The organism is Ruegeria sp. BHSC037, assembly GCF_059613045.1.
The window spans coordinates 63,759-87,814 of the sequence record NZ_JBXWRT010000013.1; the positions used below are offsets into that span (position 1 = coordinate 63,759).

General features: G+C 64.5%; 29 protein-coding genes. 20 read left to right on the forward strand and 9 right to left on the reverse strand.

Features of this window, described 5'->3' with window-relative positions:
- Positions 1-34 precede the first annotated feature (34 nt).
- The gene (locus AC2FMN_RS13535) at positions 35-565 is read left to right on the forward strand and encodes a prolyl-tRNA synthetase associated domain-containing protein (RefSeq protein ID WP_496688754.1); all 531 of its coding nucleotides are present in this window, start codon (positions 35-37) and stop codon (positions 563-565) included.
- Between the two features lie 70 nt (positions 566-635).
- On the opposite strand, the gene AC2FMN_RS13540 is transcribed toward AC2FMN_RS13535, so the two are convergent.
- Entirely contained in the window at positions 636-1,217 is a 582-nt protein-coding gene (locus AC2FMN_RS13540) for an FMN-dependent NADH-azoreductase (protein ID WP_496688756.1), read from the reverse strand.
- 121 nt (positions 1,218-1,338) lie between these two features.
- Here AC2FMN_RS13540 and AC2FMN_RS13545 point away from each other — a divergent pair, with 121 nt between their 5' ends.
- From AC2FMN_RS13545 to AC2FMN_RS13555, 3 genes are all read left to right on the forward strand, one after another.
- A complete protein-coding gene (locus AC2FMN_RS13545) occupies positions 1,339-2,217 on the forward strand; it encodes a LysR family transcriptional regulator (protein ID WP_170367906.1) in 879 nt (292 codons plus the stop codon).
- Positions 2,214-3,128: a DMT family transporter gene (locus AC2FMN_RS13550; protein WP_496688758.1), complete on the forward strand. Its 915-nt coding sequence runs from the start codon at positions 2,214-2,216 to the stop codon at positions 3,126-3,128. The genes AC2FMN_RS13545 and AC2FMN_RS13550 overlap by 4 nt, the downstream gene beginning before the upstream one ends.
- Before the next feature lie 76 nt (positions 3,129-3,204).
- A complete protein-coding gene (locus tag AC2FMN_RS13555) occupies positions 3,205-3,618 on the forward strand; it encodes a universal stress protein (protein ID WP_496688760.1) in 414 nt (137 codons plus the stop codon).
- Here AC2FMN_RS13555 and AC2FMN_RS13560 read toward each other — a convergent pair.
- On the reverse strand, positions 3,615-3,950 hold the full coding sequence (locus AC2FMN_RS13560; protein WP_496688762.1) for an ArsR/SmtB family transcription factor: 336 nt from the start codon (positions 3,948-3,950) through the stop codon (positions 3,615-3,617). The genes AC2FMN_RS13555 and AC2FMN_RS13560 overlap by 4 nt on opposite strands.
- A gap of 231 nt (positions 3,951-4,181) precedes the next feature.
- On the opposite strand from AC2FMN_RS13560, the gene AC2FMN_RS13565 reads away from it, so the two are divergent.
- The 6 genes from AC2FMN_RS13565 to AC2FMN_RS13590 all read left to right on the forward strand — a co-directional run bounded on the left by AC2FMN_RS13565 (position 4,182) and on the right by AC2FMN_RS13590 (position 7,827).
- Complete coding sequence (locus tag AC2FMN_RS13565; protein ID WP_490359927.1) at positions 4,182-4,514, forward strand: AtpZ/AtpI family protein; 333 nt, start codon at positions 4,182-4,184, stop codon at positions 4,512-4,514.
- A 2-nt stretch (positions 4,515-4,516) separates the two neighbouring features.
- Positions 4,517-5,305, forward strand: coding sequence for a F0F1 ATP synthase subunit A (locus AC2FMN_RS13570; RefSeq protein ID WP_496679342.1), 789 nt, complete (start codon positions 4,517-4,519; stop codon positions 5,303-5,305).
- A gap of 69 nt (positions 5,306-5,374) precedes the next feature.
- Positions 5,375-5,599 carry a F0F1 ATP synthase subunit C gene (locus AC2FMN_RS13575; RefSeq protein ID WP_005981269.1) on the forward strand — a complete coding sequence of 75 codons (225 nt, stop codon included), beginning with the start codon at positions 5,375-5,377 and terminating at the stop codon, positions 5,597-5,599.
- 86 nt (positions 5,600-5,685) lie between these two features.
- Positions 5,686-6,231 carry a F0F1 ATP synthase subunit B' gene (locus AC2FMN_RS13580; RefSeq protein ID WP_496688764.1) on the forward strand — a complete coding sequence of 182 codons (546 nt, stop codon included), beginning with the start codon at positions 5,686-5,688 and terminating at the stop codon, positions 6,229-6,231.
- A gap of 5 nt (positions 6,232-6,236) precedes the next feature.
- On the forward strand, positions 6,237-6,797 hold the full coding sequence (locus tag AC2FMN_RS13585; RefSeq protein ID WP_496688765.1) for a F0F1 ATP synthase subunit B: 561 nt from the start codon (positions 6,237-6,239) through the stop codon (positions 6,795-6,797).
- Between the two features lie 169 nt (positions 6,798-6,966).
- Positions 6,967-7,827, forward strand: a complete 861-nt coding sequence (locus AC2FMN_RS13590; protein ID WP_496688767.1) for a glycosyltransferase family 2 protein — start codon at positions 6,967-6,969, stop codon at positions 7,825-7,827.
- A gap of 10 nt (positions 7,828-7,837) precedes the next feature.
- Here the strand turns inward: AC2FMN_RS13590 and AC2FMN_RS13595 are convergent, their stop codons facing one another.
- Positions 7,838-8,608 (reverse strand): FCD domain-containing protein, encoded by a 771-nt coding sequence (locus AC2FMN_RS13595; RefSeq protein WP_496688769.1) that lies wholly within the window; start codon positions 8,606-8,608, stop codon positions 7,838-7,840.
- A 159-nt stretch (positions 8,609-8,767) separates the two neighbouring features.
- On the opposite strand from AC2FMN_RS13595, the gene AC2FMN_RS13600 reads away from it, so the two are divergent.
- From AC2FMN_RS13600 to AC2FMN_RS13615, 4 genes are all read left to right on the forward strand, one after another.
- Positions 8,768-9,961 (forward strand): aminotransferase-like domain-containing protein, encoded by a 1,194-nt coding sequence (locus AC2FMN_RS13600; RefSeq protein WP_496688770.1) that lies wholly within the window; start codon positions 8,768-8,770, stop codon positions 9,959-9,961.
- A gap of 44 nt (positions 9,962-10,005) precedes the next feature.
- Positions 10,006-10,410: a hypothetical protein gene (locus AC2FMN_RS13605; protein ID WP_496688771.1), complete on the forward strand. Its 405-nt coding sequence runs from the start codon at positions 10,006-10,008 to the stop codon at positions 10,408-10,410.
- Between the two features lie 137 nt (positions 10,411-10,547).
- Positions 10,548-14,003, forward strand: a complete 3,456-nt coding sequence (locus AC2FMN_RS13610; protein WP_496688773.1) for a chromosome segregation SMC family protein — start codon at positions 10,548-10,550, stop codon at positions 14,001-14,003.
- Between the two features lie 54 nt (positions 14,004-14,057).
- Positions 14,058-14,417 carry a hypothetical protein gene (locus tag AC2FMN_RS13615; protein WP_496688775.1) on the forward strand — a complete coding sequence of 120 codons (360 nt, stop codon included), beginning with the start codon at positions 14,058-14,060 and terminating at the stop codon, positions 14,415-14,417.
- 73 nt (positions 14,418-14,490) lie between these two features.
- On the opposite strand, the gene AC2FMN_RS13620 is transcribed toward AC2FMN_RS13615, so the two are convergent.
- From AC2FMN_RS13620 to cobD, 4 genes are all read right to left on the reverse strand, one after another.
- Positions 14,491-15,024 carry an extensin-like domain-containing protein gene (locus AC2FMN_RS13620; RefSeq protein ID WP_496679326.1) on the reverse strand — a complete coding sequence of 178 codons (534 nt, stop codon included), beginning with the start codon at positions 15,022-15,024 and terminating at the stop codon, positions 14,491-14,493.
- 470 nt (positions 15,025-15,494) lie between these two features.
- On the reverse strand, positions 15,495-16,658 hold the full coding sequence (locus AC2FMN_RS13625; protein WP_496688776.1) for a lytic murein transglycosylase: 1,164 nt from the start codon (positions 16,656-16,658) through the stop codon (positions 15,495-15,497).
- 14 nt (positions 16,659-16,672) lie between these two features.
- Positions 16,673-17,593: an adenosylcobinamide-phosphate synthase CbiB gene (gene cbiB, locus AC2FMN_RS13630; RefSeq protein ID WP_496688778.1), complete on the reverse strand. Its 921-nt coding sequence runs from the start codon at positions 17,591-17,593 to the stop codon at positions 16,673-16,675.
- On the reverse strand, positions 17,590-18,555 hold the full coding sequence (gene cobD / locus AC2FMN_RS13635; protein WP_496688780.1) for a threonine-phosphate decarboxylase CobD: 966 nt from the start codon (positions 18,553-18,555) through the stop codon (positions 17,590-17,592). The genes cbiB and cobD overlap by 4 nt, the downstream gene beginning before the upstream one ends.
- Positions 18,556-18,736: 181 nt before the next feature.
- On the opposite strand from cobD, the gene AC2FMN_RS13640 reads away from it, so the two are divergent.
- Positions 18,737-19,099 carry a response regulator gene (locus AC2FMN_RS13640; protein ID WP_490359939.1) on the forward strand — a complete coding sequence of 121 codons (363 nt, stop codon included), beginning with the start codon at positions 18,737-18,739 and terminating at the stop codon, positions 19,097-19,099.
- On the opposite strand, the gene AC2FMN_RS13645 is transcribed toward AC2FMN_RS13640, so the two are convergent.
- On the reverse strand, positions 19,081-20,070 hold the full coding sequence (locus AC2FMN_RS13645) for a glutathione S-transferase family protein (RefSeq protein ID WP_496688782.1): 990 nt from the start codon (positions 20,068-20,070) through the stop codon (positions 19,081-19,083). The two genes, AC2FMN_RS13640 and AC2FMN_RS13645, sit on opposite strands and share 19 nt — an antisense overlap.
- A gap of 181 nt (positions 20,071-20,251) precedes the next feature.
- On the opposite strand from AC2FMN_RS13645, the gene AC2FMN_RS13650 reads away from it, so the two are divergent.
- A complete protein-coding gene (locus AC2FMN_RS13650) occupies positions 20,252-20,605 on the forward strand; it encodes a hypothetical protein (protein ID WP_496688784.1) in 354 nt (117 codons plus the stop codon).
- Positions 20,606-20,616: 11 nt separating this feature from the next.
- Here AC2FMN_RS13650 and AC2FMN_RS13655 read toward each other — a convergent pair whose 3' ends face one another.
- Positions 20,617-21,789 carry a MalY/PatB family protein gene (locus tag AC2FMN_RS13655; RefSeq protein ID WP_496688786.1) on the reverse strand — a complete coding sequence of 391 codons (1,173 nt, stop codon included), beginning with the start codon at positions 21,787-21,789 and terminating at the stop codon, positions 20,617-20,619.
- A 94-nt stretch (positions 21,790-21,883) separates the two neighbouring features.
- Here AC2FMN_RS13655 and def (AC2FMN_RS13660) point away from each other — a divergent pair, with 94 nt between their 5' ends.
- Genes def (AC2FMN_RS13660) through AC2FMN_RS13675 form a run of 4 tightly spaced genes read left to right on the forward strand, consistent with a single transcriptional unit; the run spans position 21,884 to position 24,056 of the window.
- Positions 21,884-22,402, forward strand: coding sequence for a peptide deformylase (def, locus tag AC2FMN_RS13660; protein ID WP_170361514.1), 519 nt, complete (start codon positions 21,884-21,886; stop codon positions 22,400-22,402).
- Positions 22,399-22,893, forward strand: coding sequence for a peptide deformylase (gene def, locus AC2FMN_RS13665; RefSeq protein ID WP_496679312.1), 495 nt, complete (start codon positions 22,399-22,401; stop codon positions 22,891-22,893). Before def (AC2FMN_RS13660) ends, def (AC2FMN_RS13665) begins: the two co-directional genes overlap by 4 nt.
- A gap of 6 nt (positions 22,894-22,899) precedes the next feature.
- A complete protein-coding gene (gene fmt, locus AC2FMN_RS13670; protein ID WP_496688788.1) occupies positions 22,900-23,820 on the forward strand; it encodes a methionyl-tRNA formyltransferase in 921 nt (306 codons plus the stop codon).
- Positions 23,820-24,056, forward strand: a complete 237-nt coding sequence (locus tag AC2FMN_RS13675; protein ID WP_005981317.1) for a hypothetical protein — start codon at positions 23,820-23,822, stop codon at positions 24,054-24,056. Before fmt ends, AC2FMN_RS13675 begins: the two co-directional genes overlap by 1 nt.

Here is a 24,056-nt window from a genome sequence, read left to right on the forward strand (position 1 = left end):
CGGCCATCACTGGCGCGATATTCAGGAGAAGACCATGGACGCCTCATCCGCCTTTCAGGACTCATTGCCGCTCAGTTCGGACGCCTTGCTGGCGCTGTTGGACGATTGGGGGCTGCCCTATCGTCTGCACAGCCACGTCCCGCTGCGGACGGTCGAAGAGTCGAAGGCGGTCGAAGATCAGTTCATGGTGCCGGGTGAAAACGCGTTGCGGCTCAAGAACCTGTATCTGCGCGTCAAGAAAAAGCGGAACTACCTGGTGACGCTGGAACAGAGCCGCGAGATCGACCTCAAGGCGCTGGGCGCCGAACTGGGGGTGGGCAACCTGACCTTCGGGTCGGCGGATCGGCTGATGCAGAACCTTGGCATCCGTCCTGGCGCGGTCAGCCCGCTGGCGATGATCAACGGCGTTGGCAACGGTGTACGGTTCTTCATGGACGACGCGGCGCAGCGCGTGGACGTGATCTATATGCATCCGCTGGTCAACGACCGGACGGTGGCCATGGCGCGCGACGACTTGATGGCCTTCTTCGACCGGATCGGGTGCGAGGTCACCTGGCTGCCCTGAAAGGCGCGCCCGTCCGAGCGCGCCTGACGGGGAGTGGAAAACCGGGCGCCACCAGTGGCGCCCGGTCGCATCATGCGGCCAGTTCGGCGACGGCTTTCTGCGCGTTGCTCAGCGCGGCTTCCGGGTCCAGGGCCATGCGGTCGGCGGCCACCACATCCACGTCGTGGATGCCGATGAAGCCCAGAACATGGCGGGCGTATCCGGTTGCAAAGTCGATCTCGGACCCCACGGCGGTACCGCCCGAGGCGATGGCGAGGATGGCGCGCTTGCCCTCCAGCAGGCCCTTGGGGCCATTCTCGGTATATGAGAACGTCAGCCCCGCGCGGGCGACCAGGTCGATCCAGGCCTTGAAGGCGGCGGGGACCGAGAAATTGTAGATCGGCAGCCCGATCACCACCGTGTCGGCCTGCTGCAGTTCCTTGACCAACTCGTCCGACAGGGCCAGCAGGTCGCGCTGGGTGGCGTCGCGTTGATCGGCGGGGGTGAAGTTTGCGGTGATCCAGTCCTCGGTCAGCAAGGGCAGGGGGGTGGCCAGGTCGCGGCGGATGATGCGGTTGGCGCCCAGGTGCTGGACGATGCGGGCCGACAGGTCGCGGGTGGCCGAGCCGGTGCGGCGGGCCGAGGCGTCGATGTGCAGGATGGTCTTTGTCATGGTGTGTGTCCTTCTCAGGCTTCGGATTTTGCGTCTGAACCCAATATGAGTATTGCGTGAGCGAACGAAACTGGGATAATTCAACAGACATTGTTGGAAATTGCACAGAATTGGTTTTGTCATGGACAATTGGGACGAGGTCCGCACCGCCTATCAGGTTGCGCGTATGGGCACGGTCAGCGGCGCGGCCGAGGTTCTGGGGGTGCACCACGCCACGGTGATCCGCCATATCGACGCGATCGAGGCCCGGCTGAAGGTCAAGCTGTTCCAGCGCCACGCGCGCGGCTACACCCCGACCGAGGCGGGCGAGGATCTGCTGCGTGTGGCCCAGGCCACCGAGGATCAGTTCAACCAGCTGGTCGGGCGGCTGAAGGGGCGCGGAGACGATGTCTCGGGCGAGCTGGTGGTGACTTCGCTCGCCTCGCTGGCGCCGCTGGTGGTGCCCACGCTGACCGCGTTCCAGCAGGACCATCCCGACCTGATCGTGCGCTATCTGACCGGCGACCGCCTGTTCCGCCTGGAATATGGCGAGGCGCATGTGGCCATCCGCGCCGGTGCGGCCCCCGACCAGCCGGACAATGTTGTGCAGCCCTTCATGACGCAAGAGGTGGGGCTGTATGCCAGTCAGGACTACATCGCGCGGCGCGGCCTGCCTGCGGGCGTCGAGGATTTCCCCAACCACGCCTTCGTCGGGGCGGATGACGAGAACAGCCGCGCGCCCTTTTCGCGCTGGCTGCGCGCCAATGTCCCGGCCGAGGCGATCACCTTCCGCTGCTCCAACAACTTCACCGTGGCCGAGGCGGTACTGGCCGGGGCGGGGATCGGCTTCATGGCCCGCTGGGAGGCCGCCCGCCATCCGCAGTTGCAGGAGGTGATGGAGCCGCTGCCGGAATGGGCCGGAAATCTGTGGCTGGTGACCCATGTGGATCTGCACCGCACCAACAAGGTGCAGACCTTCCTGAAATTCCTCAAGGAGCAGGCCAAGGACTGGCTGCCATGAGCCCGCAGGCGCGTGGCCATCTGGCCATGCTGGTGTTCTCGGCGCTGGTGGCGGGCAGTTTCTCGCTAGGCTCGATGATTGCCAACGAGATCGCGCCGGCGGCGCTGAACGCCGCGCGGTTCGCGATTGCCGGCGTGGTGATCGGCATCGCGGCGCTGATGACGACCGGCCTGCCGCGCAGCGCGGCGCGCGCGCCTTGGCGGTATCTGGTGCTGGGCGGGCTGTTCTCGGCCTATTTCGTGCTGATGTTCTACGGGCTGAAAACCGCGCCGCCGGTCAGCGCGGCGGCGGTGTTCACCCTGACGCCGATCCTGTCGGCGGTGGCGGGTTGGGTGTTGCTGCGTCAGATCACCACCCCGCACATGGCCCTGGCGTTGAGCGTGGGCGCGGTTGGCGCGCTGTGGGTGGTGTTCCGCGCCGATTGGCTGGCCTTTCGCGCCTTCGAGATCGGGCAGGGCGAGATCATCTATTTCTGGGGCTGCGTGGCCCATGCGATCTATACGCCCATGGTGCGCAAGCTGAACCGGGGCGAGCCGCCGGTCGTGTTCACTTTCGGCACGTTGTTGGCCGGGTGCGCGGTGCTGACGGTGTTCGGCTGGTCCGACATCCGCGCGACCGACTGGGCCAACCTGCCGGCGATCGTCTGGATCGGCCTGCTCTATGTCGCCATCTGCGCCAGCGCGGCCACCTTCGTTCTGTTGCAATATGCAACGCTGCTGCTGCCATCGGCCAAGGTCATGGCCTATACCTACCTGACGCCAAGCTGGGTGATCATCTGGCAGATCGCGCTGGGCCAGCCGGCGCCGGACCTTTTGGTGCTGGTGGGAATCGGGCTGACGATCCTGGCCCTTGTGCTGCTGCTGAAGGGCGACGATCTGCGACGCGCCGACCGGCAGCCCGTGGCGCGCTGACGCCTACCTGTTGAGGCAGATCAAGGGGCAGACCGCGCGGCTCGGCTAGGCTGATACAAGGTCAAGGAGGTGTCCCATGTTCAAGCACATCATGTTTCCCGTCGATCTGCACTTGCCGCCCGAAGTGCGCAAAGCCGCCGAGGTTGCGGCCCAAGTCGCCCGATGGCAGGGGGCCCGGATCACCATCGTCAGTGTCACCAGCAACCAGCCCGGTGACCCGACCCAGACCGAAAGCGCGATCCACGATCATCTGTCCGATCTGGCGGACGAGCTGTCCCAAGCCAGCGGCGGCGGGGTCGATTTCCGCAATATCCATTCGGTGGACGTGGCGGCCGAGGTCGATGGCGATCTGGCCCGCACCGCCGAAGAGATCGGCGCCGACCTGATCGTAATCGGCACCCATGCGCCGCGGATCACCGATTTCATCCTGTCCAGCCATGCCGGATACCTGGCCAAACATGCCAGCATGTCGGTCTTCGTGGTGCGCTAGGCCTCGTCACCCGCGGACAACTGGTTTTCCAGGAACCGCTCGAACGCGTCCAGATTGACCGGTTCGAACTGCCCGAACCCTTGCATCCAGACCGAGGCCGCGCGCAGGGAGTCGGGTTCCAGCTTGCACCATTTCACCCGGCCGCGCTTCTCCTGGCTGATCAGCCCGGCCCGGGTCAGAATCGTCAGGTGTTTCGAGATCGCCGCCAGCGACATCTCGAACGGCTCGGCCACGTCGGTGACGGCCATGTCATCCTCGAGCAGCATCGCCAGAATTGTGCGCCGCGTGGGGTCGGCCAGGGCCGCAAAGACGGTATCGAGGTCATCGGACATGACCCCGCTGAACCACAGCGGGAAAGTTTGGTCAACCATTTGGTTGAATATGCGGATTCAGGGCTTTTGGGGCTGACGCGGACCCGATGCTCAGACGGCGAGACTGGCAGATATGCGAAAAGTCATAAAAAAACAAAGTCTTGAGCTGCGGCAATAGGGGCCATCAAGGCCGTTGACTCTGCGCCGCGTGCCGCTTAGCAACTGCGCCAAGACTGTGCGAGGAAACCGCCCGTGACCGATGACGACCCAAAGCAGCGCCTGACGCAGCTTGAGGCGCGGATCGAAGCGGCGAAAAAGGCCAAGCAACCGCAGGCCCGCGCAGACGCCGACATATCCGGGGGCGAACTGGCCTGGCGGATGGTCATCGAGATGGTATCCGGTCTGGGGATCGGATTTGGCATCGGGTACGGGCTGGACAGCCTGTTCGGGACGATCCCGATCTTCCTGGTGCTGTTTACATTGCTGGGTCTCGTCGCCGGGGTGAAGGTCATGCTCCGCAGCGCACAGGAGGCCCAAGAGAAACAAGCGGCCGCGACAAGGGCCGAGAAGGACGAGAGGGACTGAACGTGGCAAGCGAGACCACCGCAGCACACGGCGCCGCAGGCGCAGAACACGCAGCAGAAGGCAGCAGCCTAGTGTTCCATCCCATGGACCAGTTCATCGTCAAGCCGCTGTTCGGCGGCGACACGATCGCCTGGTACACGCCCACCAACGTGACCCTGTGGCTGTTCTTCGCGGTTCTGGCCATCATCGGTCTGCTGGTGCTGAGCACTTCGAAGCGCGCCATCGTCCCGACCCGCATGCAGTCGATCGCCGAACTGGCCTATGGCTTCATCTACAAGATGCTGGAAGACATCTGCGGTAAGGAAGGCGTCAAGTTCTTCCCCTATGTCATGACCCTGTTCATGTTCATCGTCACCGCGAACTTCCTGGGCCTGCTGCCCATGTCGTTCACAACCACCTCGCATTTCGCTGTGACCGTGGTGCTCGCGCTGGCGGTGTTCCTGACCGTGACCGTGCTGGGCTTTGTCAAGAACGGCGCCGGGTTCCTCAGCCTGTTCTGGGTGTCGAGCGCACCGCTGGCCCTCCGCCCAATCCTGGCGATCATCGAACTGATCTCGTATTTCGTGCGTCCGGTCAGCCACTCGATCCGTCTTGCGGGCAACGTCATGGCGGGCCACGCCGTGATCAAGGTTTTCGCCGGTTTCGCCGCGATTGCCGCGATCTCGCCTGTGTCGGTTCTGGCGATCACCGCGATGTATGGCCTCGAGGTCCTGGTGGCCTTCATCCAGGCCTACGTATTCACCATTCTGACCTGTGTTTACCTGAAGGACGCTCTGCATCCGCATCACTGATCGGGGCGTGACCCCGGCACAGGAACGATAACCCAAAATCGAAACTTCCAATTCGTAAGGAGATACATCATGGAAGGCGATCTCGCACACATCGGCGCAGGCCTGGCAGCAATCGGTTCCGGCGCGGCCGCAATCGGGGTGGGCAACGTGGCTGGCAACTTCCTGGCCGGCGCTCTGCGCAACCCCTCGGCGGCTGCTTCGCAGACCGCAACCCTGTTCATCGGTATCGCATTCGCAGAAGCCCTGGGGATCTTCGCATTCCTGGTCTCGCTGCTGCTGATGTTCGCCGTATAATCTGCGGAACCTGATCCTTACGCGCAGGTGGGCCCAAGCCATAGCGGCCCACCTGTTGTAAAGACAACGTTCCGACGGAGGACATCATGGCGACTGAAACAACCGGAGCAGTAGGAACCTGCGTCGACTCTCATGGCTCTGCCATCGGGATGCCGCAGCTTTGCTTCGACTGGTTCCCGAACCAGATCTTCTGGCTCGTCGTTACGCTGGTCGTCATCTTTCTGGTTCTGTCCCGCGTGGCCCTGCCGCGCATCGCGGCGATCCTGGCCGAGCGTCAGGGGACCATTACCAACGACCTGGCCGCGGCCGAAGACCTGAAGGCCAAAGCGGTCGAGGCCGAAGAAGCCTACAACAAGGCGCTGGCCGATGCCCGTACCGAGGCGCAGCGGATCGCAGCCGAAGCGCGCGCCGAAATCCAGGCGGACCTGGATGACGCGATCGCCAAGGCAGACGCGGAAATCGCGGCCAAGGCGGCCGAGTCCGAAAAGGCGATTGCCGAGATCCGGGCCGGAGCGCTGGAAAGCATTCAAGTGGTTGCCAAGGACGTGGCGGCCGAGCTGGTCACCGCACTGGGCGGCAAGGCGGATGCAGATGCCATCGCAGGTGCCGTCGAAGCACAGCTGAAAGGATAAGTGACATGCGGAACATCCTTGCCCTTGTCCTGACTGCAGGCGCCGCCAGCCCGGCCTTTGCCGCAAGCGGCCCGTTCTTCTCGCTGGGCAACACCGACTTCGTGGTGTTGCTGGGCTTCATCGTCTTCATCGCGGTGCTGTTCTATTTCAAGGTGCCCGGCATGATCGGCGGGGCGCTGGACAATCGCGCCCAGGGCATCCAGGCCGAACTGGACGAAGCCCGCGCCTTGCACGAAGAAGCGCGCGGCCTGCTGGCCTCGTATGAGCGCAAGCAGCGCGAGGTGCAGGCCCAGGCTGATGCCATCGTGGCTGCTGCCAAGGAAGACGCCGTTCTGGCGGCCGAGCAGGCCAAGGCCGACCTCGAGAAGTCGATTGCCCGTCGCCTTGCGGCTGCTCAGGATCAGATCGCCTCGGCTGAGGCCGCAGCGGTCAAAGAGGTTCGCGATCAGGCCGTCGCAGCGGCTGTCGTCGCCGCGCAGTCGGTACTGGCCAAGCAGATGACCGCGGCCCAGGCCAACAAACTGATCGACGAGGCCATCGCGACCGTGGCGCAGAAACTGCATTGATCCGGCGCAGAGGCGGTCTCGGCGCCTGGTGGCGAACGCGTCTCAGACTTCCTCGACGGTTGTAGGAGTTTCGGCGGGGGCAGAATTTGCCCTCGCCGTTTTATCGGATACTGTAGGTTCATCATATTAACACGTTTCAAGGCTTGCCCGATTGAGCCACGAGTAACACATGACACGACTGCCCCGGATCAGCGTTGTGATCCCGAACCTCAATTGCGCCGAGTTTCTCGAACGCACGATTCGGTCTGTCATCGATCAGAATTATCCAGACCTCGAACTGATCCTTTCGGATGGCGGCAGTACGGATGGGTCCCTCGAAATCGTCGAGAGGTACCGCAATTTCTTCTCTACGGTTCTGTCCGAACCGGATGACGGACAAGCCCACGCAATAAATCGGGGCTTTGCGGTGTCGACCGGAGATGTGATGGGATGGATCAACTCGGACGATGTCCTGTTGCCCGGAAGTCTGTCACTTGTGGGCTCGATATTTGCGTTCAATTCCTCGGTAGAATGGTTGACCGGTCGGGTGACCTGTATCGACGAGGCCGATCAGGTTTTGAGCATCCACCGCCCGCGACTTGTGACCCATACGCGGTTTCTTGCGGCCGACTATCAATGGATTCAGCAGGAATCGACTTTCTGGCGCCGCAGCCTGTGGGAAGTCGCAGGCGGTAGGTTGAACGAGTCGCTCCGCCTTGCCGTGGACGGAGAACTGTGGCTGAGGTTTTCGAAGCATACAACGATGTTGTCCGTTCATGACCAAATTGGCGCGTTCAGGTTCCGCAACGGACAACGGTCGGAAGATATCGAGGCCTACCATGCCGAAATGCTCGAGGTGATCGATGCCGAGCGCGCTTCGGTCGTGCCGCAGGATGATCTGGTCCGCCGTATCCTCGACGAACCACTCAAGTTGCGGACCCGCAAAGAGGCCGAAGCGACCTTTCCCGATCTGCGTAAATGCGACCCCAAGCCTTTTGCGCGACGCCAGCTGTGGAAGCACAGACTGATGCGAAAGTTGCATCGGATCTGACAACTGGCGCTTAACGCCCGGCGGTTTCGTGTTCCAGGCGCTGGCGCGCGATACGTTCGTTGCGCTGCGCTTTCTGCTGGTCCTGCATGCAGCGTTCGACGAAGCTCAGGTGCTGTTCCACCGCCTGCCGGGCGGCCTCGGGGTCGCGGGACTGAAGGGATGTGTTGATTGCCCTGTGCTGGTTCAGGATTGCGTCGCGCGTGGTGCGCTGGTGGAACATGATCTGGCGGTTGTAGAACACGCCCTGCCGCAACAGATCGAACATCGACCGCATCATGTGCAGCATCACCACGTTGTGGCTGGCTTCGATGATCGCCATGTGGAATTGCGCGTCCAGATGGGCCTCGTCATCGGCCGCGTTGCGGGCATGGGCGGCCTCCATCTTGTCGAAAATCGCTTGGATCACCTTCAGGTCGCTGTCCGAGCCCAGACGCGCGGCGCGTTCGGCCGCCAAACCTTCCATGTCGCGCCGGAAGGAAAGGTAATCGAACACGGCCTCGTCATGGCTGCTGAACAGACGGATCAGCGCCGGAGAAAAGGCCGAGCCCAGAACCTCGGCCACATAGATGCCCGACCCGGCCTTGGCAGACAGCAGGCCCTGATCCTGCAGTTGCGAGATCGCCTCGCGCAGCGACGGGCGCGATACGCCCAGTCGGTCGGCCAGTTCGCGCTCGGGCGGCAGGCGTTCACCGGGGCGCAGGATCCCGCGCAGGATCAGCAGCTCGATCTGTTTGACGACGGCCAGGGACAGTTTCTCGGTCTGGACTTTCTGAAAGGGCATCGGAACATCGCTGGAAATTGGTCAAATCATATGACCACACAAGCCCGGCCTGCGCAAGAACGGGCGGCGATCACATTGCCTGAAACAATAGGTCAGCATTATTGACTTTAAGCGCGGAGGTCATAGCGTCGGTCCGACCCAGCGGAGGAGGCTCGGCCCATGCATCAGCTATTTGCCACGCGCGCCGCGCGAATGAAGGCGTCTGAAATCCGAGAGCTGCTGAAACTGCTGGATCAACCCGGCATCATTTCCTTTGCCGGCGGTATCCCCGACCCGGCGCTGTTTCCGGCCGAGGCCTTTGCCCAGGCATTCCAACAGGCGTTTAGGGCCGACAGCCGGGCGCAGGCGCTGCAGTATTCCGTGTCCGAAGGGTACCTGCCGTTGCGGGAATGGATCGCCGACCACATGCGTTTGATCGGCATCGACTGCGGCCCCGATGATGTTCTGATCACCTCGGGCTCGCAACAGGCGCTGGACTATCTGGGCAAGCTGTTCCTGTCGCCCGGCGACACGGCGCTGGTCGGATGGCCGACATATCTGGGAGCCTTGGCGGCCTTTAACGCCTATGAGCCTCGCTTTGACCGGTTGCGCGCAGGCGGCAACGCGGGCGCGGCGCAATATCGGGCCGCGGCGGGGCCGGGGGCGGTCAAATACGCCTATCTGTCGCCCGACTTTGCCAACCCGACCGGCGAGACCGTCGATCGGCTGGGGCGTGAGGCCCTTTTGGATTTGGCCGAGGAGTTGGACTGCGCCCTGATCGAGGACGGCGCCTATCAGGCCCTGCGCTATGACGGGCAGGCGATTCCGCCGATCCTTGCGCTGGAACTGGCGCGAAAGGGCGATCTGCAAGCGTGCCGAACCAACTATTGCGGCAGTTTTTCAAAGACTCTGTCGCCCGGGTTGCGAGTTGGCTGGGTCGTGGCGGCGCGGCCCGTCATCTCGCAGCTTGTGTTGATGAAACAGGCCGCCGACCTGCATTCGGCCACCATCAACCAGATGGCCGTGCACCAAGTTGCCCAAACCTGTTTCGACAGCCACATCCCGAAAGTGCGCGCAACCTACCGCGCGCGCCGCGACGCGATGCTGGCGGCGTTGGAACGGCACATGCCCGAAGGCGTGCAATGGACCCGGCCCGAGGGTGGCATGTTCATCTGGCTGACCCTGCTGCCCGGCTCGGATGGCGCACAGCTACTGGCCCGCGCGCTTGAGGCGGTCAAGGTCGCCTTTGTGCCCGGACAGGCCTTTCACCCAGATGGCAGCGGCACCAATACGATCCGGCTGAGTTTCTCCAACTCGGACGAGGTCAGGATTGCCGAGGGCATTGCCCGGTTGGGCACGGTCCTGCGCGGGTAAGTTCGGGAAAGCTTTCGTTAACCATTTTGCCGCTAAGCTGCGGCATGATCCGGTTCCTCGCCTTGCTGTTGCTGGCCGGCTGCTCGGCCGGTACGACCCATTTCCGCGACCTGCCCGCGACTCGTGTGGCCGTGAACGGCAGCGTGTTCGACGTGCGCCTGCGCGGTGACCTCGCCGAGGCGGTCCGCGTCAACAGCCAATATGCCCCGCGGCTGGGGTCGATCCGGGATCGGGCCGCGTTGGCCATGGCGCAGGTCTCGGGCTGTCCGGTCGCCGACGTGCTCGGCGATGCGGCAGTGACCGTGGGCATTCTCGCCTGTGACCGCAGGGCGTCGAACCGGCTGTTGCTGGCTGCGGTCACGCCGACCAACTATGAATGCATCGACTTCGGCACCCATGACAGCGGATCGGACACCGGATACCAGGTGTTCGAGTGTTCGCCTTATTGACTCCGCGCAATTCCGCCCAAATCAGCAAGATATTGTGGATAACTTGGCCCAATATCCCATATCCTGCGCAACTTCGTTGACTCACGGCCATTCCCTTGTCCAGACTTTGAAGGAACGGGAATCATGGAAACCGGCCTTTGCGCTTTACCAAACTCAAACTCACCGGCTTCAAAAGCTTTGTCGATCCGACCGATCTGATCATCGCCGACGGGTTGACCGGTGTTGTGGGGCCCAACGGCTGCGGCAAGTCCAACCTGCTCGAGGCGCTGCGTTGGGTGATGGGCGAGAACCGCCCCAAATCGATGCGCGGCGGTGCGATGGAGGACGTGATCTTTGCCGGTGCCGCCACCCGTCCGGCGCGCAACTTCGCCGAGGTCGTCCTGACCATGGACAACTCGGAACGTCTGGCTCCGGCCGGGTTCAACGACAGCGATCAGATCGAAATCGTGCGCCGCATCACCCGCGACGTGGGCAGCGCCTACAAGGCCAACGGCAAAGACGTGCGCGCCCGCGACGTGCAGATGCTGTTCGCCGATGCTTCGACCGGCGCGCATTCGCCCGCGCTGGTGGGGCAGAACCGGATCGCCGAGCTGATCAACGCCAAACCCCGCGCTCGCCGCCGCATTCTGGAAGAAGCCGCCGGTATCTCGGGCCTATACCAGCGCCGGCATGAGGCCGAACTGAAGCTCAAAGGCACCGAGGCCAACCTGACCCGCGTCGATGACGTTCTGGAACAGTTGGGCACGCAGCTGGCGCAGCTGGCGCGCCAGGCCCGTCAGGCCGCGCGGTATCGCGAGATCGGCGAGCAATTGCGCCAAGCCGAAGGCATGTTGCTGTATCGCCGTTGGAAAGAGGCCGACATGGCCCGCCAGCAGGCCGAAGAGCGTCTGCGTGACCGCATCACAGAAGCCGCGCGCGCCGAGGCCGAGGCCCGCGCCGCCAGCGCGAAACGCGCCGAGATCGAAGAAACCCTGCCGCCGCTGCGCGAGGAGGAGGCCATCGCCGCCGCCGTCCTGCAGCGCCAGCAGGTGCAGCGCGATCAGCTGTCCGATCAGGAAACCCGCGCGCGCCAGACCATCGAAACCCTGACTGCCCGCATCCAGCAACTGGGCCGCGACATTGAGCGTGAAACCGGTTTGAACCGCGACGCCGGCGAGATGATCGAACGGCTGGAATGGGAAGCCCGCGAACTGGCCAAGGCCGCCGAGGGCCATGACGACAAGCTGGCCGAAGCCGCCGAAATTGCCCGAGAGGCCGCCGCGGTTCTGCAGGAGCGCGAGGATCTGCTGGCGCAGGAGACCGAGGACACCGCTCGTCTGGTCGCGCGTCACCAATCGGCGCAGCGCCTGGTCGAGGACAGCCGCAAGACGCTGGCACGCTCAGAGGCCGAAGAGGAAAAGGCCCGCGCGGCCGTTGCCGAGGCCCGCGCCGCGCTGACCCGCGCCGACGAAGCGTTCGAGGCCGCGCAAGCCGCCGAGGAAGAGGCGCGCGAGGCCGCCGAAGCCGCCGAAGAAGCGCTGGCCGCCGCCGACGAACTGCGCGGCGAGACCCAGGCGCGCGAGGCCGAGGCCCGCGCCCAACGGTCTGAGGCCGAGGGCGAGCTGGGGGCGATCCGGGCCGAGACCACTGCGCTGGCCAAGCTGGTCGAGCGCGACACCGCCGAGGGCGGACAGGTGCTGGACTTGCTTCGGGTCGAGCCGGGCTTTGAAAAGGCGCTGGGGGCCGCGCTGGCGGATGACCTCCGCGCCCCGCTGGTCGAAGGCGATGGGCCGTCGGGTTGGGTGCAGGTGCCGGGCTATGACGCCGATCAGCCTTTGCCGGACGGGGCCGAGCCGCTGGCGCTGCACGTATCGGGGCCGGACCGTCTAAGCCGTCGCATCGCACAGATCGGCCTGATCGACGCGGATCAGGGCGCGCGGCTGCAACCTTTGTTGAAACCCGGCCAGCGGCTGGTGTCGCGCTCGGGCGATCTATGGCGCTGGGACGGGTTCCGCGCCTGGGCCGAGGATGCCCCCAGCGCCGCGGCGCTGCGGCTGGAGCAGCTCAACAAGCTCGAGGTGCTGAAACAGCAGCTGGCGCAGGTCGAAGCGCAGGCCGACGGCGCCCGCGCCGCGCACGAGGCCCTGTCGCGGCAACTGGCCGAGGTGACCGAGGCCGACCGTCGCGCCCGCGAGGCCCGCCGCGCCGCCGATCAGCGCATGGCCGAAGCCGCCCGCGCGCTCAGCCGGGCCGAGGCCGACCGCAACTTGGCGCAGGGCAAGCTGGAGAACCTGACGCTTGCGGTCGATCGCCACAAGCAGGATGCGATGGCGGCCCGTGCCCAACTGCGCGAGGCCGAGGCCGCGCTGGCCGAACTGGGCGATCTGGACACCGCCCGCGCCCGGGTCGAGGACATCAAGCAGACGGTCGAGGCCGCGCGGATCACCATGCTGACGCACCGCTCGACCCATGACGAGCTGCGTCGCGAAGGCGAGGCCCGCACCCGCCGCGCGCAGGAGGTGGCCAAGGACCTGAGCGGCTGGAAACACCGCTTGGAAACCGCCGAGAAGCGCATCGCCGAGCTGGCCGAGCGCAAAGCCAGCTCGGAAGAAGAGCTGACCGAGGCGATGGCCGCGCCCGCCGAGATCGCCGAGGCGCGCGAAGAGCTGAACGAGATGATCGAGGCCGCCGAGGCCCGCCGCGCGGAGGCCACCGACAAGCTGGTCCATGCCGAAACCCTGCAACGCGAAGCCGTGCTGGCTGAGCGCGAGGCCGAGCGCAAGGCCTCGGAGGCGCGCGAAGCCCGCGCCGCGGCCGAGGCGCGGTTCGAGGCGGCCAAGGAAAGTGTCGCTGCCGCCGCCGAGCGCATCGCCGAGGATCAACAACTGACACCGAACCAGCTGTTGAACCAGCTGGACGTGAACCCTGACGACATGCCCGCCGCCGATGCCCTGGAAGCAGAGGTGAACCGCCACAAGCGCCAGCGCGACGCGATGGGTGCGGTGAACCTGCGCGCCGAGGAGGATGCCAAGGAGGTTCAGGAGGAGTTCGACACGCTCAACAGCGAGAAATCCGATCTTGAAGAAGCGATCAAGGCGCTGCGCAGCGGTATCGCCAGCCTCAACCGTGAGGGCCGCGAGCGCCTGCTGACCGCATTCGAGCAGGTCAACGCGAACTTCGCCATGCTGTTCAAGCATCTGTTCGGTGGCGGCGAGGCCAACCTGGTGATGGTCGAGAGCGACGACCCGCTGGATGCGGGGCTCGAGATCATGTGCCAACCGCCCGGCAAGAAGCTGTCGACGCTCAGCCTGCTGTCGGGCGGGGAACAGACCCTGACCGCCACCGCACTGATCTTCGGGGTGTTTCTGGCCAACCCGGCGCCGATCTGCGTGCTGGACGAGGTCGACGCGCCGCTGGACGATGCCAACGTGACCCGGTTCTGCGATCTGCTGGACGAGATGTGCCGCCAGACCGACACGCGGTTCCTGATCATCACCCACCACGCGGTGACCATGGCCCGGATGGACCGTCTGTTCGGCGTGACCATGCAGGAACAGGGCGTCAGCCAACTGGTCTCGGTCGATCTGAAGAAGGCCGAGCAGATGGTCGCCTGACCGCTCGCCGCAACGTTATTCCGCGATCGTGCCGGACCGGGCTAGGCTGGCCGCATGAAACATCTGTTGCCGATCGGCGCGGCTTGCGCCGCCTCGCCTCTCTGGGCTGCCGAATGGGCCACCCGCCCCGGCGACGTCCCCTTGAGCCCCGCTGAACTGGATGCGTTGGCAGGCCGCACGCTGACCTTCCATGACGACGGTCAGTCGAAATACTCGGCCGGTGGGTCTTATTCCTACACCTATTCAGCGGCCAACGGCGGCGGAACGGCCTTCGGGACCTACAGCATCGCCGCTGATGGCAGCATCTGTGTGCAGTATCGAAATGGGTTCGACCGCTGCGATCTGTATGTGCGCAACAAAGACCGGCTGATCCTGATCACCGAAAAAGGCGAACGATTCCCGGTGCGGCCTTGATGTCATGGCGTTCAGATCCATCGGGCTCGGCCCCGATGCGTGGAGCCTGGCAGTGCATGGCTTTGGCCGGATGCTAGCGGCACAGCGCCCCCTTGCGGCGCTGAGCCGTGTCGAAGTGGAAGTGATCACGGTGGTACTTGTCCGCCGCCGGGCCGAGCACGGTACCGAACAGCCCGCAGGCTTCACGATGTAGGCGGCGTAGAATGGGGCCGAATTCGAGTGTATTCCACCCATCCCGCACGGACACGATCGTGCCATCCCTGAGTTGAAACGCCGAAATGTCGACGGCCCGACCGCGCGCATGTTCGGACAAAGGCGCATAGCGGTGGTTGTTCTGCGTCCGGCAGGAATAGTGTCCGACAAGCCGGACCTCGTCCAATCCGCCGCCCAGATCTGCAAAGGCCGGTTTGGCCATGGTCTCGATCCATGTATTGAGGGTGATTGCCGTTCGGCAATCCATCAACGCCTTCTGGCTCAGTCGGATGTCCGACATGCTGTGGACCTGAACCGGGCGGCCGATGCCGCAGCCCCGGTACGTTCCGGCGAAGCGTCTCCGAGGTTCGCCAACGATGGTCCAGTCATCGCACAAGGCGCCACGTTCGCGCATGCGCTGGCGGCCCTCTCCGATCTTGGAAAACTTGCACGGTCGTAAGGCAGGGCGGGGCGAGACGGCGACGGGCGTGCGGACAATGTCAGAGGGTACAACGACTGCTGCAGGCTGCGCGGTGTCGCCGGGATCAGGCGGCGCGGGAATGTCAAATCCTTGCAAGTTGGGTACCGGACCCTCGGCGCAGTTGGGGGCGGCGAATGCCGGCCCGACACCAAGACACAGCAGAACACTCAGAACACGGATCACACCAACCTCCAGACAGCCGGGCAGGGTGCTTGCCCGATTTCAGCCGGACCGCACCGAGTGCGGATCGCCGCGTCCGCCCCTGCGATCCGGTCCGGGAAACTTTTCACCTCTGGAAGTTAAGCGGATGCCGCGCCGTCGGATCAACCGTTTTCTGCCGTCGGTCATCGGGCCGCCGGTTCGAGCGGTTGGCTTCGCACTGGCCTTTCCTGTGCCGCGCCCGCTCAGAGCTGGTTCAGCAGATCCACCGTTGGCCAAGCATCTGCGGGCAGGTCCAGCCGGGCCTGCTCGGCCTGAACTGCGGCCCGCGTACCGGCGCCAAGAATACCGTCGATCTTGCCCACGTCGTGCCCGCGCGCCTGCAGCTTGGCCTGCAGCTGCTTCATCTGAGCGCCGGTCAGGCCCGGTTCGGGGTTGCCCGCAGCATAGACTTGTGCGCCTTCGAGACGCGTTCCGAAATAGGCTGCGGTCAGGACATAGACAAAGCTCTGGTTCCACTCGAAATAGACATCGAAATTCGGATAGGCCAGAAAGGCCGGACCCTTGCGCCCCTGCGGCAGGATCAGCGAGGCTGGCAGGTCGGCCAGCGACCCGCTGCGCGCCTGCACGCCCATCGCCCGCCAGTCCGAGACCGGGCGCGGTTTGCCCGGCCCGCTCAGCGACCAGTCCATCTGTGCGGGCACGGTGACCTCCTGCAGCCAGGGCTGACCGGGCTGCCAGCCCAGATGCGACAGCATCTTGCCCCCAGACATCAGCGCGTCGGGGGCCGACGTTTTCAACCGAACATGCCCGTCGCCATCACCGTCCACGCCGTTTTCCAGAATGTCACGGGGCAGCATCTGCACCATGCCGATCTCGCCCGCCCAGGCGCCGGTGGTGCGGTTCGGGTCGAAATCGCCGTTCCGGAACAGCTCGATCGCAGCAAAGATCTGCGGCCGGAACAGCTCGGGGCGGCGGCAATCATGGGCCAGCGTCACCAAAGCATTGCGGGTGTTGAAATCGCCCTGGAAGGCGCCGTAATCCGTCTCGAACGCCCAGAAGGCCAGCAGGACCCCGCGCGACACACCGTATTCGGCTTCGATCCGGTCGAACACGGCGTCGTATTTCTGCGCCATCGCCTGGCCGCGCCTGATCCGGTCCTGCGAGATCAGGCGGCGCGAGAATTCGATGAACGGTTTCTGGAACACGCCCTGCGCGCGGTCGGCCTTCAGCACCTTGGGGTCCTGTTGCACACCGTTGAAGAACGCATCGACCGTGGCCGTATCGAACCCCTGCTGTACCGCTTCGGCCTTCAGCCCGCGAACGAAGGCGCTGAAGCCGCCGCCGCATTGTGCAAGGGCCGGGGCAGCGAACAGGCAAGCGGCCACAAGGCCCGAGACAATGCGCATGACGAAAACCATCCTCAGAAAACTGTGTTCAGAACAACCCACACCGTCAGCCCCGCCAACGCAAGCCCCCAAACCTGCCAAAGGATCCCGCATGCGCGGAAAACCTCCGTTGCGCCGATCGAGCGCCGGGCTTCGCCGTTGACCCAGGCCAGATTGCGCATCTGCCCGTCATAGCTGCGCGGCCCGGCCAGTGCCACGTCCAGCGCGCGGGCCATTGCGGCCTCGGGCCAGCCGGCATTGGGCGAGATGTGGCGCTGCGCGTCCGCGACGATGGCCCGCCATTGCCGCCACTGCCCTGACAGGGCCACGATCATCAGGCAAGTCAGCCGCGCCGGGATCAGGTTCAGCAGATCGTCCAGCCGGGCGGCGGCCCAGCCGAAGTCTCGGTACGTGTCGTTGCGGTACCCGATCATGCTGTCGGCGGTGTTCACCGCCTTGTAGACCAGCAACCCCGGCAGGCCGCCCAGCAAGAACCAGAAGGCGGGGGCGATCACCCCATCACTCAGGTTCTCGGCGGCGCTTTCGATGGCCGAGCGCGCCACCTGTGCCTCGGTCATCTGCGAGGTGTCGCGCGACACGATCATCGCAACCGTGGCGCGGCCCTCGGGCAGGGACTGCCGCAGTGCGACGCCCACGGCGCGGACATGCGCCACCAGAGAGTTCTGCGCCAACAGGATCGCACAGACCACGACCTCGACCACCCAGCCAAGCCACGTCAGCGCCGCACCGACCACCCAGCCGCTCAAGAGCAGCAGAAGGGCGACGAACACGCCCTTGGCCCGTCGATGCGTGCCGTGATTCAGGCGGCGGTCCAACCAGCCGATGGCGTTGCCCATCAGCACCGCCGGGTGCCGCAGACGCGACCACAGCCAATCGGGTTCGCCCAATGCGGCGTCCAGCAGCATCGCCAGGGCCAGCGTCAGAGCGGTGCTCACAGCGCCGCCTCGAGCCGCGACCAGCCATGATCGGGCGGCAGGCCCAGCCGCAGGAATCGATCGGAATAGGGAAAGATGCGGCTCCAGATATGGGCCTGTGCCAGCCGGTCCTGCCAGGCGGCGGCATCGTCCACGTCATACAGGCGGAACAGGGTGGTGCCGCCGACCAAATGCGCGCCCTTGCCAGTCATCAGCGTATCTAGCCGATCCGCATCACGGACCAGCCGGGCGCGTGTGGCCTCGGCCCAGGCCGTGTCATTCAAGGCCTGCGCGCCGATGCGCAGGGCCGGGCCGGACACCGCCCAGGGGCCGATCAGATCGTTCAGACGCGCGATCAGGTTGGGGTCCCCGATGGCAAAGCCCAGTCGCAGGCCCGCAAGACCCCAGAACTTGCCAAAGCTTTTCAGAACGATCACGCCGGAGCGTTCCGACAGGCGGATCAGAGATGCCTCGGGCGTCACGTCGCAAAAGCTTTCGTCGATCACGGTCAGTGGCGCGTCGGCATCCTCGGCCTGCCAAATCCGGCCGTCGGGATTGTTGGGATGCACGATCACCCGTGCCGGCGCCGGACCGTCAGGCTGCACCCTCCAGCCCTGCGCGGCAAAGGCGGCAGCATGTTCGTTGTAGGTAGGCGTGGTGATCTGGACCGCACCAACGGGGGCCAGTGCCGGGATCCGCGCGATCAGGGCCGAGGCGCCCGGCGCGGGCAGGATTGCCGCGCTGTTCGGCACACCCCAGAAGCGACGGGCCGCATCGCTGAGCCGGGCAAAGGCCCCGTGATCCGGCAGGGCGGTCCAGTCTTCAGGCATGAGGTCCGCCATAGGATAAGGATGCGGGTTGATCCCGGTCGACAGGTCGATCCATTCCGCTCGCGCGCCGCCATGGCTGGCGATGGCTTGGTCCAGGCCGCCGCCATGGTCGCGCCGGCTGCGCGGGTTCAAATCCTCGATGCTGTCCGTCATGCGTTTTCTTGCCTGTTCGCGCGATTTACCCAGGTTCAAGCGGATTCACGCCGAATTTACAAGGGAATCCGCCCGTTCTGGAAATGTGGAAGTGACCGTTAACACTTTGTTAACGAAATCGCGGGATCAGGGGCGTAGGGGATGGCACTTCGGACTGTATCAAGTGCCAAGGTTGTTGCAAATGAAAGTTTTGATTGTTGAGAGTAACCCTGACCTCGGTCGGGTGTGGCAGCGGCACCTGGAGCGCCAGGGTGCCGAGGTAACGCTGGTTGACAGCCAGGAGACCGCGATCCTGGCGCTGTATGCGACGCCGTTCGAAGTCATCATTCTGGATTTGGTGCTGGAGTCCGGCAGCGCGCTGGCCGTGGCGGATTTTGCCAACTATCGCCGGCCGGACGCGCGGGTGATCTTTGTCACCAATACCACCTTCTTCTCGGACGGGTCGATCTTTGCGCACAGTTCGAACGCCTGTGCCTATGTCCAGAGCAACACGCCGCCCGAGGATCTGGCGGCCATGGTCGAACACTACGCAGCGGGGCGCTGATCGCGTCCGTGCGGCTGCCAATAGTCCAGAACCGGGTTGATCGGGATGATCCGGTGCGGATTGATGCTGTCGTGGCTGTAGTGATAGTGCCGCACGATGTGATGCAGGTTCACTGTGCTTTCCACCCCCGGCCACTGATACAGCTCGCGCGTGTAGGCCCACAGGTTGGGATAGTCGATCAGCCGTCTGCGGTTGCATTTGAAATGCAGGTGATAGACCGGGTCAAACCGGATCAGGGTCGTGAACAGGCGCCAGTCGGCCTCGGTCAGGCGATCCCCCATCAGATAACGGTTCGTGGACAGCCGGTCCTCCAGCCAGTCCAGCGTGTCGAACAGGGGGTGCACGGCCGTGTCATAGGCCTCTTGCGTGGTTGCAAAGCCCGACTTGTAGACACCGTTGTTCACGTTTGAATAGACCCGCGCGTTGACCTCTTCGATCGCGTCGCGCATTTCGGCGGGCCAGTAGTCGTCGGTGTTGCCGGTGATTTCGTCGAAGGCCGCATTGAACATGCGGATGATCTCGGAGCTTTCGTTCGACACGATGGTCTGTTGCGCCTTGTCCCAAAGGATCGGTACCGTCACCCGGCCCGAATACTGCGGATCGGCGCGGGTATAGACCTGATAGGCATAGTCCAGGCCATAGAGCGTGTCTCCGGTGGCGCCGTGGTCGTCCGTCTGGAAGGTCCAGCCGTGCTCCAGCATGTCGGGATGAACGACCGATACTGTGATCAGGTCCTGCAGCCCCTTGAGCTGACGAAAGATCAGCGTGCGATGCGCCCAGGGGCAGGCCAGACTGACATAAAGGTGATACCGGTCGGCTTCGGCCTTGAACCCGCCCTTGCCCGACGGGCCGGGGCGGCCGTCGGCTGTGATCCAGTTGCGGAACTGGGCGGCCGAGCGTTTGAAGGCCCCACCGGTGGATTTTGTGTCATACCATTTGTCGTGCCACACGCCGTCGATCAAAAGGCCCATCCCGGCTCCTCCACTTTGCGTCTGGCCACAATGATAGGATGCATAGTCCTTCGTTCCTATGAGGTTCAGCGCGCAAGGTCCCTGCGCGGATGCACAACGCCGCCCGCGCTCATGCGACCGAGTTCACTGGATTTTTACGAAAATGAGGTCAGAATGGAATCGGCAACCGGGGGAGTTTTTCATGAGTACCTATGTTTCCAAGGAAATCAGCGCGGAATTGGACGCCGCCCGAATCGCCGCCCTGAAGAAGGCCAGCCGTTTGCGGGTGGAAGTCGGCGACAAAACCTACAGAGTCCTCAGATTGTGGAAGGACGGGTTCACGGTCGAATCTGATACCACGCCGCGCCTGCGCGGGCTGGTCGACATCTATGACGGAGCGCGGCATCTGTATCAATGCCTGATCATTGCGGCAGATACCGAAGGCCCGGAAATGCGGTATGAGTTCAAACGCAGCACGTCCCATGTCGACACTGCGCCACTGGACTATGCGCGTGACCCCGACGCCCCGATTGCCCTGCTCGGGCCGGCGGAGTAGGCCTGCCAAGTCTACTGCAAATCGCTGAAGGCCGCCTTCAACCTCGTGCAGGCCTCTTCGACCCGCGTGCGTTGGGTGGCCAGGTTGAAGCGTTCGAACGTCTCGCCCCCAGTGCCAAAACCTGGCCCGGGTGAGGTGGCGATCCGTGCGTCCTGCCGCAGACGCCGCACGAATTCGGCATGGTCCATTCCGGTGCCCGAGAAATCGACCCAGGCCAAGTAGGTCGCCTGCAGGGGCATCGACCACAGGCCGGGGATCTCGGAAATCGTCTCATCGAACAGCGCACGGTTGCCGTTCAGGTGGTCGATCTGGGCATCCACCCACTCGGCGCCTTCCGGCGTGTAGGCCGCGGTGATCATGGCCACGCCAAGCGCGCTGGGGTCATAGTCCAAAGTGTTCAGCCGGTGGCGCATCTGCGCCCTCAGCCTGTCGTCTGGAATGATCATGTTGCCGGTGCGCTGGCCTGCGATGTTGAAGGTCTTGGACGCCGCTGTCAGCGTCACCGTCCAGGGCCGCGCATCCGGCGCGGCCACGTCCATCGGCACGAATTTGTGGCCCGGATAGACCAGATCGTGATGGATCTCGTCCGAGATCAGGATCAGCCCGTTGCGTTCGGCAAAGGCCGCCACCGCACGCAGCTCTTCCACTGTCCAAACCCGCCCGGACGGGTTCTGCGGCGAACACCAGATCAACATCCGTTCGGACCCGTCCAGCCGCGACTGTGCGTCGTCCAGGTCGATCTCATAGGTATCGCCGGCCCGCACCAGCGGGCATTCCACCACCCGGCGGCCGGTCTTGTTCACCTTGTGCGCAAACTCGTGGTAGACCGGCGTGAAGATCACCACTCCGTCCCCCGGTTCGCTCCACACATCGAGGCTCAGCGCGATGGCGTTGCCCAGACCCTGTGTTGTCAGAACCCAATCGGTCTCGATCGCCCAGTCGTGGCGGTTCTGCATCCACCACTGCACCGCTTGCAAATAGGCCGGGTGCTGCCAGGAATAGCCGAACACCCCGTGATCGGCCGCGCGGCGCACCGCCTCGATCACGCAGGGCGCGGTGGCATAGTCGGAATCGGCGGTCCACATGGCCAGCCCGTCCTCGGGCGAGACGCCGAACAGCTGCTCCATCTTGTCCCATTTCGAGCTGAAGGTGCCCCGGCGGTCGATCAGGTCGTTGAAAGTCATGTCTGCTCCATTTGTTGGCTTGAAAGCTATCGGGAAATTCGCCCGGTGCAAGGGGGGCGTTGCGGCCGCGCCCGCGATGACCTAAATCAGCCCCATGAAACGCAACATCCTGATCCATCCCGATCCCCGCCTGAAAAAGGTCTGTGCGCCCGTGGACGACCTGTCGGACGAGCTGCGCGCGCTGGCCGACGACATGCTGGAAACCATGTATGACGCGCCGGGCATTGGGCTGGCCGCGCCCCAGATCGGCGTGCTGGAACGGTTGATCGTGCTGGATTGCGTCAAGGAGGAAGGCGCCACCCCCCGCCCGCTGGTGATGTTCAACCCCGAGATCATCTCGGCCTCGGATGAGACCAGTGTCTACGAGGAAGGCTGCCTGTCGATCCCCGATCAGTTCGCCGAGGTCACCCGCCCCGCCGAGGTCGAGGTTGCCTGGATGGACAAGAACGGCAAGGCGCAGCGCGAAACCTTCGACGGGCTCTGGGCCACCTGCGTGCAGCACGAGATCGACCACCTGAACGGCAAGCTGTTCATCGACTATCTCAAGCCGCTGAAACGGCAGATGATCACGCGCAAGATGGTCAAGCTCAAGCGTGAGCTGGCCCGCGCATGACCGTCCGTCCCTGCCTGCCGTGGCCCGACAAGCGCCTGCGCACCAAGGCCGAGCCGGTAACCGAGATCACCGATGAGATCCGCGCCATCTGGGACGACATGATCGACACGATGGAGGCAATGCCCGGCGTCGGCCTGGCGGCGCCCCAGATCGGCGTGATGCTGCGGCTGGCGGTCGTGGATGGCTCGACCGAGCGTGGCCGCGCGGTGCGCCTGGCCAACCCCGAAATTCTGCACAGCTCGATCGAGCTGCGCGAGCATGACGAGGCCAGCCCGAACTTGCCGGGCGTGTCGGCCAAGATCAAACGTCCGCGTGCGGTGACGGTCCGATTCCTCAATGAAAAAGGCGAGATCGACCAGCGCGATTTCGTCGGCATCGAAGCCACCAGCGTGCAGCACCAGATCGACCATCTGAACGGTCGGATGTATTTCGACCGTCTCAGCAAGGTCAAACGCGACATGCTGCTGCGCAAGGCGAAAAAAGCGGGGTAGGGCGGCATGCGCGTCATCTTCATGGGAACGCCCGAGTTTTCGGTGCCGGTGCTGGATGCGTTGGTGCAGGCCGGGCATGAGATCGCCGCCGTCTATTGCCAGCCCCCGCGCCCGGCCGGTCGCGGCAAGAAGGACCGGCCCACGCCGGTGCATGCCCGCGCCGAGGCGCTGGGCCTGCCGGTGCGCCATCCCACCTCGCTGAAATCGCCCGAGGAACAGGCAGCCTTTGCCACGCTGAAGGCCGATGTGGCGGTGGTCGTGGCCTATGGGCTGATCCTGCCGCAGCCGATTCTGGACGCGCCCCGGCATGGCTGCCTGAACATCCACGCCAGCCTGCTGCCGCGCTGGCGCGGGGCCGCGCCGATCCACCGGGCGATCATGGCGGGCGATGCCGAGACCGGCATCTGCATCATGCAGATGGAGGCCGGTCTGGACACCGGCCCCGTTCTGCTGCGTCAGGCCACCCCGATCGGAGCCGAGGAAACCACCGCCCAGCTGCATGACCGCCTGTCGGCGATGGGCGCCGATCTGATCGTGCAGGCACTGGACCGCCTGCCCGAGCTAACCCCCGAACCGCAGCCCGAGGTCGGCGTGACCTATGCCGCAAAAATCGACAAGTCCGAGGCCCGCGTGGACTGGTCGCGCCCCGCTGTCGAGGTCGATCGCCAGATCCGTGGCCTGTCGCCCTTTCCCGGCGCCTGGACCGAGATCGAGGGCGAGCGCGTCAAGCTGCTCGCCTCCCGCCTGTCGGACGGGCAGGGCGTGCCGGGCGAGGTACTGGACGACGAGCTGCGCGTGGCCTGCGGCACCGACGCGGTCGAGTTGCTGCGCTTGCAACGGGCGGGCAGGGCGGCGCAGGATAGGGAAACCTTCCTGCGGGGCTGGTCGATCCCGGCCGGAACCCGCCTCAGCTCGGAGACGTCCTGATGTTCATGGTGATGATGGGCACCGTCGTGATTGCCGGCATCGTCGGCTATCTGTCCGAGGTGACGGGCTTTACCCACAACGGTTATCTGCAATCCATCATCATCTGCGTGGGCGGGGCGTTCCTGTTCTACTTTATCCGCATCATGTTCGGCATCAGCTTTGGGCCGCCGGGGCTGGATGCGGTGATCTCGTCGGTGGGGGCCTTGATCATCGTGCCCACGCATTGGAGGAAATGA

Excerpts from the sequence above, each read along its gene's own strand:
- AC2FMN_RS13535 (WP_496688754.1), top strand. The coding sequence starts at position 35 with ATGGACGCCTCATCCGCCTTTCAGGACTCATTGCCGCTCAGTTCGGAC.
- AC2FMN_RS13585 (WP_496688765.1), top strand. The coding sequence starts at position 6,237 with ATGCGGAACATCCTTGCCCTTGTCCTGACTGCAGGCGCCGCCAGCCCG.
- AC2FMN_RS13600 (WP_496688770.1), top strand. The coding sequence starts at position 8,768 with ATGCATCAGCTATTTGCCACGCGCGCCGCGCGAATGAAGGCGTCTGAA.
- AC2FMN_RS13625 (WP_496688776.1), bottom strand. The coding sequence starts at position 16,658 with ATGCGCATTGTCTCGGGCCTTGTGGCCGCTTGCCTGTTCGCTGCCCCG.
- AC2FMN_RS13550 (WP_496688758.1), top strand. The coding sequence starts at position 2,214 with ATGAGCCCGCAGGCGCGTGGCCATCTGGCCATGCTGGTGTTCTCGGCG.
- cobD (WP_496688780.1), bottom strand. The coding sequence starts at position 18,555 with ATGACGGACAGCATCGAGGATTTGAACCCGCGCAGCCGGCGCGACCAT.
- AC2FMN_RS13540 (WP_496688756.1), bottom strand. The coding sequence starts at position 1,217 with ATGACAAAGACCATCCTGCACATCGACGCCTCGGCCCGCCGCACCGGC.
- AC2FMN_RS13605 (WP_496688771.1), top strand. The coding sequence starts at position 10,006 with ATGATCCGGTTCCTCGCCTTGCTGTTGCTGGCCGGCTGCTCGGCCGGT.
- AC2FMN_RS13640 (WP_490359939.1), top strand. The coding sequence starts at position 18,737 with ATGAAAGTTTTGATTGTTGAGAGTAACCCTGACCTCGGTCGGGTGTGG.
- AC2FMN_RS13675 (WP_005981317.1), top strand. The coding sequence starts at position 23,820 with ATGTTCATGGTGATGATGGGCACCGTCGTGATTGCCGGCATCGTCGGC.
- fmt (WP_496688788.1), top strand. The coding sequence starts at position 22,900 with ATGCGCGTCATCTTCATGGGAACGCCCGAGTTTTCGGTGCCGGTGCTG.
- AC2FMN_RS13595 (WP_496688769.1), bottom strand. The coding sequence starts at position 8,608 with ATGCCCTTTCAGAAAGTCCAGACCGAGAAACTGTCCCTGGCCGTCGTC.
- AC2FMN_RS13545 (WP_170367906.1), top strand. The coding sequence starts at position 1,339 with ATGGACAATTGGGACGAGGTCCGCACCGCCTATCAGGTTGCGCGTATG.
- AC2FMN_RS13620 (WP_496679326.1), bottom strand. The coding sequence starts at position 15,024 with ATGCGCGAACGTGGCGCCTTGTGCGATGACTGGACCATCGTTGGCGAA.
- def (WP_496679312.1), top strand. The coding sequence starts at position 22,399 with ATGACCGTCCGTCCCTGCCTGCCGTGGCCCGACAAGCGCCTGCGCACC.
- AC2FMN_RS13650 (WP_496688784.1), top strand. The coding sequence starts at position 20,252 with ATGAGTACCTATGTTTCCAAGGAAATCAGCGCGGAATTGGACGCCGCC.
- AC2FMN_RS13580 (WP_496688764.1), top strand. The coding sequence starts at position 5,686 with ATGGCGACTGAAACAACCGGAGCAGTAGGAACCTGCGTCGACTCTCAT.
- AC2FMN_RS13555 (WP_496688760.1), top strand. The coding sequence starts at position 3,205 with ATGTTCAAGCACATCATGTTTCCCGTCGATCTGCACTTGCCGCCCGAA.
- AC2FMN_RS13560 (WP_496688762.1), bottom strand. The coding sequence starts at position 3,950 with ATGTCCGATGACCTCGATACCGTCTTTGCGGCCCTGGCCGACCCCACG.
- def (WP_170361514.1), top strand. The coding sequence starts at position 21,884 with ATGAAACGCAACATCCTGATCCATCCCGATCCCCGCCTGAAAAAGGTC.
- AC2FMN_RS13655 (WP_496688786.1), bottom strand. The coding sequence starts at position 21,789 with ATGACTTTCAACGACCTGATCGACCGCCGGGGCACCTTCAGCTCGAAA.
- AC2FMN_RS13645 (WP_496688782.1), bottom strand. The coding sequence starts at position 20,070 with ATGGGCCTTTTGATCGACGGCGTGTGGCACGACAAATGGTATGACACA.
- AC2FMN_RS13615 (WP_496688775.1), top strand. The coding sequence starts at position 14,058 with ATGAAACATCTGTTGCCGATCGGCGCGGCTTGCGCCGCCTCGCCTCTC.
- AC2FMN_RS13575 (WP_005981269.1), top strand. The coding sequence starts at position 5,375 with ATGGAAGGCGATCTCGCACACATCGGCGCAGGCCTGGCAGCAATCGGT.
- AC2FMN_RS13590 (WP_496688767.1), top strand. The coding sequence starts at position 6,967 with ATGACACGACTGCCCCGGATCAGCGTTGTGATCCCGAACCTCAATTGC.